This is a genomic window from Bradyrhizobium sp. (assembly GCF_030697065.1).
Lineage (GTDB): Bacteria > Pseudomonadota > Alphaproteobacteria > Rhizobiales > Xanthobacteraceae > Bradyrhizobium.
The window spans coordinates 1-10,820 of sequence record NZ_JAUYQU010000051.1; the positions used below are offsets into that span (position 1 = coordinate 1).

At 66.4% G+C, this 10,820-nt stretch carries 10 protein-coding genes and 1 tRNA gene; 5 read left to right on the forward strand and 6 right to left on the reverse strand.

Going from position 1 to position 10,820, the window contains the following annotated elements; genetic code table 11:
• The 3 genes from Q8R73_RS03540 to exbB all read right to left on the reverse strand — a co-directional run.
• A partial coding sequence (locus Q8R73_RS03540) for a TonB family protein (RefSeq protein WP_305718153.1) occupies window positions 1-692 on the reverse strand: 692 nt, incomplete at its 3' end.
• 18 nt (window positions 693-710) lie between these two features.
• A complete protein-coding gene (gene exbD, locus Q8R73_RS03545; RefSeq protein WP_305718154.1) occupies window positions 711-1,190 on the reverse strand; it encodes a TonB system transport protein ExbD in 480 nt (159 codons plus the stop codon).
• A gap of 3 nt (window positions 1,191-1,193) precedes the next feature.
• Window positions 1,194-2,120 carry a tonB-system energizer ExbB gene (gene exbB / locus Q8R73_RS03550; RefSeq protein ID WP_371126024.1) on the reverse strand — a complete coding sequence of 309 codons (927 nt, stop codon included), beginning with the start codon at window positions 2,118-2,120 and terminating at the stop codon, window positions 1,194-1,196.
• On the opposite strand from exbB, the gene Q8R73_RS03555 reads away from it, so the two are divergent.
• On the forward strand, window positions 2,119-2,310 hold the full coding sequence (locus Q8R73_RS03555; RefSeq protein ID WP_305718155.1) for a hypothetical protein: 192 nt from the start codon (window positions 2,119-2,121) through the stop codon (window positions 2,308-2,310). The two genes, exbB and Q8R73_RS03555, sit on opposite strands and share 2 nt — an antisense overlap.
• Before the next feature lie 159 nt (window positions 2,311-2,469).
• Entirely contained in the window at window positions 2,470-3,033 is a 564-nt protein-coding gene (locus Q8R73_RS03560; protein WP_305718161.1) for an invasion associated locus B family protein, read from the forward strand.
• Between the two features lie 11 nt (window positions 3,034-3,044).
• On the opposite strand, the gene Q8R73_RS03565 is transcribed toward Q8R73_RS03560, so the two are convergent.
• Window positions 3,045-5,333, reverse strand: coding sequence for an arylsulfatase (locus tag Q8R73_RS03565; protein ID WP_305718156.1), 2,289 nt, complete (start codon window positions 5,331-5,333; stop codon window positions 3,045-3,047).
• Window positions 5,334-5,465: 132 nt separating this feature from the next.
• On the opposite strand from Q8R73_RS03565, the gene Q8R73_RS03570 reads away from it, so the two are divergent.
• A complete protein-coding gene (locus tag Q8R73_RS03570) occupies window positions 5,466-6,167 on the forward strand; it encodes a TetR/AcrR family transcriptional regulator (RefSeq protein ID WP_305718157.1) in 702 nt (233 codons plus the stop codon).
• Here Q8R73_RS03570 and Q8R73_RS03575 read toward each other — a convergent pair.
• Window positions 6,154-6,873: a spermidine synthase gene (locus tag Q8R73_RS03575; RefSeq protein WP_305718158.1), complete on the reverse strand. Its 720-nt coding sequence runs from the start codon at window positions 6,871-6,873 to the stop codon at window positions 6,154-6,156. The two genes, Q8R73_RS03570 and Q8R73_RS03575, sit on opposite strands and share 14 nt — an antisense overlap.
• 193 nt (window positions 6,874-7,066) lie before the next feature.
• Here Q8R73_RS03575 and Q8R73_RS03580 point away from each other — a divergent pair.
• Window positions 7,067-7,140 (forward strand) — tRNA-Gln (locus tag Q8R73_RS03580).
• A gap of 34 nt (window positions 7,141-7,174) precedes the next feature.
• Here the strand turns inward: Q8R73_RS03580 and Q8R73_RS03585 are convergent.
• Entirely contained in the window at window positions 7,175-8,434 is a 1,260-nt protein-coding gene (locus Q8R73_RS03585) for an MFS transporter (protein WP_305718162.1), read from the reverse strand.
• A 403-nt stretch (window positions 8,435-8,837) separates the two neighbouring features.
• On the opposite strand from Q8R73_RS03585, the gene Q8R73_RS03590 reads away from it, so the two are divergent.
• On the forward strand, window positions 8,838-10,604 hold the full coding sequence (locus tag Q8R73_RS03590) for an ATP-binding protein (protein ID WP_305718159.1): 1,767 nt from the start codon (window positions 8,838-8,840) through the stop codon (window positions 10,602-10,604).
• Window positions 10,605-10,820 lie beyond the last annotated feature (216 nt).

Sequence of the window (10,820 nt, forward strand, 5' to 3'; positions counted from 1 at the left end):
GCGAGGGCGGCTTCGTCGAAGGCGGCGTCGCCGGATCCCTTGACGATGGTGGCCGAGAGCACGCGACCCATGCGGTCGAGCGCGAAGGAGACCATGATCTCGGCGCTCTTCTGCGAACGCGCCGCCGGATAGCGCTTGTGCTTGTCGAGATGAACGATCAGCTCCTTCTGCCAGGTCACGCGCGCGCGCCGCGCGGTTTCGCCGCTGCCGATCGCGGGCGCCACCGAACGCGGTCCCTCCGGGATCGCTTCCGAGCTCGGCGTCGCGGTGGCTTCGGAAGCGACCGACTCGGTGGAGGCCTGGGTCTGTACCGCGGCGACCCTGGTATCCTCCTCCGTCGGCTTGTTCGACTCGTCCGGTGTCACCACCCGGTCGGCCTCTTCGGGCTCGGTCGGGATGTCCTTCGGCAGTTCGGTCTCCTTGACCTCGGCCTGCTGCTCGGCCAGCGCCGGCGACGCCACCGACGCGTCGGTGTCGGGTCCCGCCGGCAGGTCGGTGACCTCGCGGCGCACCGAGGCGAATTCGAGGCCGATCTCGATCGCGTTGGCGCCGAGCGCGTCGTCGGCTTCCGCTTCGCGCAAATGCGCGATCGCCAGCGCGCCGCAGCCGAGATGCAGCGCGAGCGCGCCCGCCGCGGCGAAGGCCCACAGCCGGCGCGAGGGTTTTGGTTCGGTTTCGAGGAGGTCGGACATCCCGATGTCGTTTTCGCTTCAGGGTTTCGGAGTCTCGGGAGCGGCGTTTTCGGCGGCCGCGCCGCCGGGGACACCCTCCAGCGCCACCAGCTTGATCTTCGAATAGCCGCCGGCGCGCAGCAGCTCCAGTACGTCCATCAGTTCGCCATAGGGCACCGCGCGGTCGGCACGCAGGAAGACAAAGCGCTCCTTGCTCATATCCGCCATCGCGTCGAGCGAGCGCACCAGATCGACCCGCTTGACCAGTGTCTCGCCGATCGCCACCGCGAGGTCGGGCTTGATGCTGACATAGGTCGGCTTGTCCGGCTTCTTCTGCGGCGCCGCGGTCGAGGTCGGCAGGTCGATCGGCAGGTCGACGGTCGAAAGCGGCGCTGCCACCATGAAGATGATCAGCAGAACCAGGATGACGTCGATGAAGGGCGTGACGTTGATCTCGTGGCTTTCCGCGAAATCATTGTCGTCGTCGAGCGGATCGTTGTCGGTGAGCGAAACGGCCATCGGCTACTCCGCCGCACGCGAATGCGCGCCGCCGGGCGAACTGACATAAAGGCGGTCGAGGTCGCGCGAAAGCAGCCGCGCCGAGGCGCCGGAGGCACGGCCGACCAGTTCGAGGTAGCCCTTGGTCACGCGCGCGAAGTGATTGTAGATGATCACGGCCGGGATCGCCGCGACCAGGCCGAGCGCGGTGGCGAGCAGCGCCTCGGCGATGCCGGGGGCGACCACCGCAAGGTTGGTGGTCTGCGATTTCGCGATGCCGATAAAACTGTTCATGATGCCCCACACGGTGCCGAACAGCCCGACGAACGGCGAAGTGGCGCCGATGGTGGCCAGCATTCCCATGCCGAGCCGGATCCGCCGCGCCTCGGCGCGCACGATCTCGGCAAAGCTCGAGGCCGCGCGCTCCTTGATGCCGGCGTCGCTGGAAATTCCCGCCGACAGCCGCGCCTCGCGCATCGCGACCGCCAGCAGCGAGGGCAGCACGCCCTGCTTGGCGCCGAGCGCGAACTGCGCTTCGGCCAGCGACCGCGACTCGCCGATCTTGCGCAGCGCCGTGCGCAGCCGGCGCTGGGCCAGCGACATCTCGATCATCTTGGCGATGAAGATGGTCCAGGTGACGAGCGAGGCCAGGGCCAGCCCGATCATGACCGCCTTGACCACCACATCCGCCGACTGGAACATCGACCATGGCGACATGTCGTGCATCGCGGTGACCGGATTCAGCAATTTGCTCTCGGCCGGTACGGCTGCGGGATCGGCCGCCGCAGGCGCGGCGGGCACCGCCTGTGCCGGGGCAACCGGCGGCTGCGCCTGCGACGAAGCGGGAGCCTGCGGAACCGGCGGCGTGGCGTTCTGCTGCGCCTGGCACAGCGACGTCATCGCCAGTGCAAAGGTCACGACAAAAGCGGTTCGAAACGGGAACATCTTCATGCTTCAGCTCAGCAGCGGGCAATTGGTGATCAATACGGTCAATTTGACCGTTTCAGGGTGGTCTCGCCCAGCCGTTCACAAGGGCCCTGGATGGCAGGGCGAGATCGAAGATCAGGCCGCCAGCATGGCCATTCCGTACCATGCCCCGCAGCCCAAAAAAAGCCGCGCGGCCCCGCGCAGTTTAGAATGAACCTATATTGTCGGCGGCCGCGCAAGGCTTCAGCGCACAAGGGTCAACGCACGGCATTCGGACGGCGCGACGATCGAACAACAAGGCCGCCGACCGGCTTGACTTTGAGCCCCCGACGGCACATCCGAATGCAGTCCTCCCGGAGCCCGTTCAGTGAAAATGTCCAGCAAGACTGCGATCTGCATCGCCCTCCTGGCTACCGGATCGATCGGGATCAGCCACGCCCAGCAGGCCCCGAAATCGAAGGCCGAGCCGCCCGCACCGGCGGCGACACCGACACCCGCCACGCCTCCGCCGGAAACCACCCCTGCCGGGCAGGCGGGCTGGAACGCGCGATGCACCAGCGCCAGCCGCGCCGCGCCGCTCGAATGCGCGATGGAGCAAACCGCGGTGCTCAGCAAGACCGGGCAGTTGATCGTCCTCGTCAACATCCGCGTGCCCGCCGACACCAAAGCGCCGGTCGCGCTGGTGCAACTGCCGCTCGGACTCAATTTGCCGGGAGGCGCGAAGCTCCAGGTCGACGACGGCAAGGTGACGGACCTGCAGGTCCAGACCTGCGAAACCCGCGGCTGCTACGCCGGCTCCCCGATCGCGCCCGACCTGCTCGCCGCGCTCAGATCGGGAAAGCAGCTGAAAGTGTCGTTTCAGAATCTCGGCAAGGAAAACATCACGATCCCGATCCCGCTGACCGATTTCGCCGCGGCCTACGACCGGATCAAGTGATCCCCGTCACCTCACTGCCGCGCCATTTCCGCGGCGCCGACGCCGTCGCCGTCGAGCTTCTGGTCGGCATGCATGGCGACCGTCACGCGCAGCAATCGGCCGGTGAATTCGAACGGCGCGTCGTAATGCGACACCGGGCTGGAGCGGTCGCGGCCGATGTCGAGGCCGGACCACGAGATGAAATTATTGAATCCCTGCTGCGTCTGCAGCGAGCCCACCGGCTCGCCGTCGATCAGCAGCGTATAGGCGCTGACCCCGGTGCGGGAGCCCCTGGCCGGCGCGGTTTCCCGCACCAGCCGCTCGACATGGACGCCGAGCCGGTGTGCGCCGGACGGAACCTTGCGGCTTGAACGGACGATCTCATGCCCTCCCCCGATATTGAGATCGTGAACCAGGAAGCCGTCCTCGATGTAGAGGCTGTAGCCCGACGTGGCGTCGCCATGCGCGATCAGCACGCCCTCGGCGCCGGCTTCGCCGATCTCGACATGCGCCTCGATGGTATAGCTGCGGCTGCGCACATCGGGGGCGACGTCGGTGGGCACGTGCCCCATGCCGGCGTGGAAGACAAAACTGTCGCGCGCGCCCTGGAACCGGGCGGCGTTCTCGGCAAAGCGCGCGGCGAAGCGGTCGTCGAGCGGCAGCACATTATGCTTCTCCGCCTCGCGCCACCACAGCCGGATCATGTCGGCCAGCCGCTCGGGCTGCTTCGCGGCGAGATCCTCGACCTCGGAAAAATCGCCGTCGAGGTGAAACAGCTCCCAGCTGTCGTTCTCGAAGGGGGTACCCGGCGGATGAAAGGCGACCGCCTTCCAGCCGTTGTGCCAAAGCCCGCGATGCCCGAACATTTCGAAATATTGCGGCGACGCTTTCGACGGCGCCGACGGCTCCGCGATGGAACGCGCAAAACTCTCGCCCTCGATCGGCATCTGCGCCACGCCCGCGATCTCCTCCGGTGCGCTGACGCCGACCAGTTCGAGCAGCGTCGGCACCAGATCGCTGGCATGCACGAACTGGTGACGCAACTCGCCCTTCGCCGCGATGCGCCGGGGCCAGGACATGATGAAGGGATCGCGGATGCCGCCGCCATGGGTGTTCTGCTTGTAGCGCCGCAGCGGCGTGTTGGACGCCATCGCCCAGCCATGCGGAAAATTGCTGTGGGAGTCGGGCCCGCCGATGTCGTCGATCCGTCGCACCTTCTCCGCGACCGGCTCGGGGCGGAAATTGTAGGGTCCCATCGCATTGACGAAGCCGAACGGCCCGCCCTCCTGGCTCGCGCCATTGTCGGACAGCACCAGGATCAGCGTATTGTCGCGAATGCCGGCGGTGTCGAGAAAGCCGATCAGCCGCGCCAGATGCCGGTCGGCATGATCGAGCATGCCGGCGAAGGCCGATTGCAGCCGCGTGAACAGCCGCCGCTCGTCCGCGCTGTGCTCATCCCACGCCTTCACGCCGTCGTTGCGCGCGGGCAACCGGGTGCCCTGCGGCACGATTCCCATCGCCTTCTGCCGCGCCAGCCGCTGCTCGCGCTCGATGTCCCAGCCGTGCGCGAAGGTCTCGTCGTAGCTCCTGATGATGTCGGCGGGCGCCTGATGCGGCGCGTGGCAGGCGCCGAGCGCGACCCAGGTCAGCCACGGCAGATCGGGCCGGTCGGCGATGTGATCGGCGATGAAGCGGATCGACTGGTCGATCAGATCCGAGGTCAGGTGATAGCCATCGGCCTGGGTGCCGGGCGCATCGATGTGGGTGTTGTCGCAGACCAGTTCCGGCGCGAACTGGTCGGTCTCGGCATCGAGGAAGCCGTAGAAGCGGTCGAAACCGCGGCCGAGCGGCCAGCCGTCGAACGGCCCGGTGGCGCCGCTTTCGGTCAGCGGCGTGACATGCCATTTCCCCACCATGTAGTTACGATAGGCATGCGTCTTCAGCATCTCCGCCAGCGTACCCGCCTCGCGCGCGATCTTGCCGCGATAGCCGGGGTAACCGGAGTCGAAATTGGCGAGGCAGCCGACGCCGACGGAATGGTGGTTGCGTCCGGTCAGCAGGGCTGCGCGCGTGGTCGAGCACATCGCGGTGGTGTGGAAGCCGGAATAGCGCAGGCCTTCGGCGGCGAGCCTGTCGATAACCGGCGTGCTGATCGGCGAACCGTAGCAGCCGAAATCGGAAAAGCCGACGTCGTCGAACAGCACGACCAGGATGTTTGGCGCGCCCGCCGGCGGTTTCGGCGCCGCCGGCCACCAGGGTTTCGAGCCCGCAATGGTCTTGCCGATGGTGCCGCCAAAGGACTTGTCGCTGCCGCCGCTCATGCGTCTCTCCCTGTCCTGCGACGGCCGTTGATCCGCCGTTCGCCCCGCGGCCGCCGCTCCGGCCGGTGCCATTGTCTTAAATCATAATTGGAATTATCATTATGGATAATCCAGCCGGAGATGCAATATCCGATGCAGCCTGAATTGGCCGATTTCGACCTCCCCGGCGTCACGCCCTCGCGGCAGAAGCGCAGCCGCGAGACGACGGCGGCGCTGCTCAAGGCCGGCGCGGAGATGTTGCGCACCCGCAGCCTCGCCGAACTGTCGATCGAGGCGCTGTGCGCGAAAGTCGGCGCCACCGTCGGCGCGTTCTACAGCCGGTTCGAGAGCAAGGAAGCCTACTTCAACGCCCTGATCGAACTTGCCGCGCGCGACGGCGCGAGCGGGCTGTCGCGGATGACCGAGAACGAACAGACCGCCGGCGGCTCGCTGGACGGGCATTGCCGCCTCCTGGTCCGCGGACTGATCGGCTGGACAAGAAAACATGAAGGCGTGTTGCGCGCGGCCTTGCAGCACGACGATACACGGCCGAGCCGCTGGACTCCCTTCAAGGGCTTGGCGCGCGCGGCCACCGACCATGCCACGGCGCCGCTGCTCCGCCGCATGGGCAAGGGGCGCAAGGCCGCCAAGACGCGCGCGATCGCCTTCGGTTTTCAGGTGGTGCTGGGAACGCTGGTCAACGCCATTCTCAACAATCCCGGACCGTTATCCGTGCACGACGACGAGATGGAAGTCCGTCTCGGCGGCTGCCTGCTGCTGCTGCTCGAGGCCGAGATGACGGCGGCGCCGCGTCGGGCGCGGGCGCAGGGGGCCGCACGGGTTAAACCGCCTTGACCCCGATATAGACCGTGTTGCTGGCGTCGTGATCCCCGAACGAATTGTCGAAACGCACGACATGCGCGTCCGACGTCGCAAAGACCGCCGCAAGCGCCGCGCTGAACGCCGCATCCGGTGGGTCGTTCGACCACAGCGCGAACACGCCGCCGGGATTGAGATGCCCGGCGAGCCGGGCGAGCCCCTCGCGCTCGTACAGCGCGGCGTGGCGCGGATGCAGCAGGTTTCGCGGCGAGTGATCGATATCCACCAGCACCGCATCGAAGCGGCGCCGCGGCCTGTCGGGATCGAAGCCCTCGGCCGAATCCGACATCGCAAAGAAGTCGCCATTGACGAGGCGGCAGCGCGGATCGCCGGTCAACTGCCTGCCGAGCGGCAGCAGCCCCTGCGCGTGCCATTCGATGACCTCGGCCAGCGCGTCGACCACGAGCAGCGATCGCACGCGCGGGTTTTCCAGCGCGGCCTGCGCGGTGTAGCCGAGCCCGAGCCCGCCGACCACCACGTCGAGATCCGCGCGCGCCAGCGCCGCCAGGCCGAGCCGCGCCAGTTCGATTTCGGCGACGGTGAACCGGCTCGACATCAGGTACTCGTCGCCGAGCTTGATCTCATAAATGTCGGTTTCGGTGCCCGGCAGCCGGCGGCGGCGCAGGCTGAGCACGCCCATCGGCGTCGGGCGGAAATCCAGTTCCTCGAAATTCACGCTCATGCGCCGCCGCTCCTGACTGCGGCGCGGGCCGCGCCTCCAAATGGCCAGCCTTGGCCCGCCCCCCTCGCACCAAGCGCATCGCCGCGCGCTTGCCAAGGCCGGGACCGAGCGGGTAGAAGGACGCACGCTTCGAAGGCCTCTGCCCGATCCGTCGCCGGAACTGCCGGAATTGGCCTTAAGTATCTGAAGTTATTGGGGAATGGTGTAACGGTAGCACAACAGACTCTGACTCTGTTTGTCTAGGTTCGAATCCTAGTTCCCCAGCCAGATCATCTACGGCTTGAAATCCATACGTTTTCGCTCACCTCGCATTCGCCGGCGCGTGCAGGTTCCACAGGTCGGCGCGCCAGTGCACCACGATCGCCAGCATCAGCGCGATGCCGGCGGCGGCGTAGAGCGAGGCGGTGGCGGCGAATCCGATTTCGCCGATCAGGCTGCCGGCGGCCAGCAGGCCGAGCGGCAGGCTGTAGATCGCGAGCATGCGCACGCCCATTACGCGGCCGCGCAGATGTTCGCTGGCCGCGCGCATCAGGATGACGGCGACCGAGATCATGGCGAGGCTCTGCATGAAGCCCGCCAGCATCAGGCAGGCCAGCGCGGCGGGCATGCTCTGCAGTTGCGCGAATACCAGCAGGGTCGCGAACCACGCCATGGTGGAGCCGATCATCAGCCGCGCCACCCGGATGCCGCCGATCAGGCTGAGCGCAATCGACCCGACCAGCGAGCCGAGCGCAAAGCTGGCCGCGAGATAGCCGAGCCCGGTCTGGTCGGTGCCGTAGATGTCGCGCGCGACGTAAGGCAAGAGTCCGTTGGACAGCGGATAGGCGGTCAGGTTGACGAGGAAGGCGACCCAGATCGCCGCCCGCATCCGCGGCGTGGTCCAGACATAGACGACGCCCTCCTTGAGGTCGCGCAGCGTCGAGCGAAGCGGCGCGCCGTCGGTCAGTTCGCCTGCCGGGTGAGGTTGGGAGGGCGCCACGACGCGCAGGCCCAAAAACGTGGAGACGAGATAGAGGCCGACGATCGCGATATAGGCCGGCCCCATGCCGAGGGCGGCGAACAGCCCGGCGCCGCTCAAGGCGCCGGCGAATTTCGCGGTATCCATCGTGGTCCTGGAAATGCTGATCGCGCCGATCAGCTGGTCGTGCGGCATGATGGTGGCGACCAGCGCGCCGCGCACGCCGAGGTCCGACGGCCGCACCAGGCCCATGACCGCCACGATGATCAGGACATAGACCGGATTCAGGAGGCCCGTCAGCGCCAGCGTCATCAGGATGGCGGCCTGAACCGCGTAAAACGCCCGCATCATCGCCAGCAGGTCGCGGTGGCCAATGCGGTCGCCGACCACGCCGAACATCGGGGCGATCAGGGTTCCGACGAAACTGAGCGACGCGAACACCGTCAGCAGCAAGACCGAACCGGTCTCGACCAGCACATACCAGCCGAGAATCAGCGTCTCCATTTCGAACGCCCACGAGGTGAGCAAATCGGCGGGCCACTGAAAACGGTAATTTCGGATACGGAAGGGCGCGAGCGCCGAAGGCCGCGCGAACTCGCTCAAATCCCGGTGCCGCGGTTCATCGCGTTCCACCCTGCCTCGTTTCTTGTTAGTCCGGATAAGCGGTTTCGCGCGGAAATCACTTTCGGAATTTGATCGCAGGTTAGCGGTGCCGTCGCCGGTGTCAATCACAGGCCTCGCGTCAGGCCTTCGCGGCAGGCCCCACTTCACCGCAGCCTCCTCCTGCCTTGGTAAACGAGTGCTTAAGGACGCGAGCGGGCAGGAACCGCCGTTGCACCTTGAAAAGCTCGGTTTTCCAGCCAAATCCATCGATGCGGCTCGCGGTGCGGCGCAACAAAGTGGAATGCCGAGCATGATGCCGCAGATTTAGCGCACCTCGAATTGTCCGCGCTTAACCGTTTCTCCAACCCCCGCCTCCATAGTGTTACCCAGGTCCAATCATGACATGCCAGGTTCAAACGCTGTGACATCCTTCGGACGTGTGATTTCAGTGCGCGGCTCCCTCGCCCGGGTCGGGTTGCTGGCGGCGAGCCAGCTCGGGCTCTCGGCGGTGCGGGCGACCGTCGGCCGCTTCGTCAGCATCCGCTGCGCCAATTCCACCATCGTCGCCATGATCACCGACGTGACCTGCGAGGACCTGCCCTCCTCCGACGCCTACATCGCCAGCGCCGGGGTCGATCTGCTCGGCGAAATCCTCGGCGGCCCGGAGCGGCCCAAATTCCAGCGCGGCGTCACCAACTATCCGACCATCGGCGATGCCGTCGAACTGATCAGCAATCAGGAGCTTCGCACGGTCTACGCCCCGACCGGATCGGATCAGATCAATGTCGGCACCCTGCAGCAGGATGCCTCCGTCATCGCCTATGTCGATGTCGAGGAAATGCTCTCCAAGCATTTTGCGGTGCTGGGCTCCACCGGCGTCGGCAAATCCAGCGGCGTGTCGCTGCTGCTGAACGAAATCCTGCGATCGCGGCCCAATCTGCGGGTCTTCCTGCTCGACGTTCACAACGAATATGGCCGCTGCTTCGGCGACCGCGCGCTGGTGCTCAATCCGCGCAATCTGAAGCTGTCGTTCTGGCTGTTCAATTTCGAGGAAATTGTCGACGTGCTGTTCGCCGGCCGGCCCGGCGTGCCCGAGGAGCTCGACATCCTCGCCGAGGTCATTCCGATGGCCAAGGGCATCTATACCCAGTACCAGAACGCCGACCGGGTCGGGCTGAAGCGGATCGACCCCAAGACGATCGGCTATACCGTCGACACCCCGGTGCCCTACCGGCTGGTCGACCTGATCTCGCTGATCGACGAGCGCATGGGCAAGCTGGAAAACCGCTCGTCGCGCATCATCTATCACAAGCTGATCTCGCGGATTGAGACCGTGCGCAACGATCCGCGCTACGCCTTCATGTTCGACAACGCCAATGTCGGCGGCGACACCATGGCGGAGGTGATCAGCCACCTGTTCCGGCTGCCGGCCAACGGCCGGCCGATGACCATCATGCAGCTCGCCGGCTTTCCGGCCGAAGTCGTCGACAGCGTGGTGTCGGTGCTGTGCCGGATGGCGTTCGATTTCGGGCTGTGGAGCGACGGCGTCTCGCCGCTGCTGTTCGTGTGCGAAGAGGCGCATCGCTATGCTTCCGCCGACCGCAATATCGGATTCGGCCCGACCCGCAAGGCGGTCAGCCGCATCGCCAAGGAAGGCCGCAAATACGGCGTCTATCTCGGCCTCGTGACGCAACGCCCGGCCGAACTCGACGCCACCATCATTTCCCAGTGCAACACGCTGTTCGCGATGCGGCTGGCCAACGACCGCGACCAGGCGCTGCTGCGCTCGGCGGTTTCGGACGCCGCCGCCAACCTGCTGTCGTTCGTGCCCTCGCTCGGCACCCGCGAAGTGCTGGCGTTCGGCGAAGGCGTCGCGCTGCCGACCCGGCTACGCTTCAAGGAAGTGCCGATCCACCAATTGCCGCGCAGCGAAGCCACCATCTCGACGGTGCCCTCGGTCGCCGCCGGCCACGACATGCACTTCGTCAGCGCGGTGCTGGAGCGCTGGCGCGGCGCCACCTCGCATCGCGACGTTCCCAACGACCCCGCCATCAACGAACGCCCTGCCGCCCGCTCGCTGGAACCGCGCACCATCGAGGCGCCGCTGCTGCAGCCGTCGATGGGTCTGGATCCCGACCGCTTCTCGCTGCTGAAGAAGCCGCTGCGCTGACGCGGCAGACGCAGCTTCGCGATCTCGCGGCGCGTTTCGCCCGAGGTTTGCTCTCAATTTCCCGCCCTCTGCAATCAGAGGGCGCGGGGAATGCCGGGCGCCCGATGCGCCCGATAGCCACGTGTGCAATGGGTAGAGGTAGAGCGCACACGCGTTGTCAGGTCACACCGGAATCACCCGGCACTCCCCGCGCGATGGTTTTTACTTATACGTGGT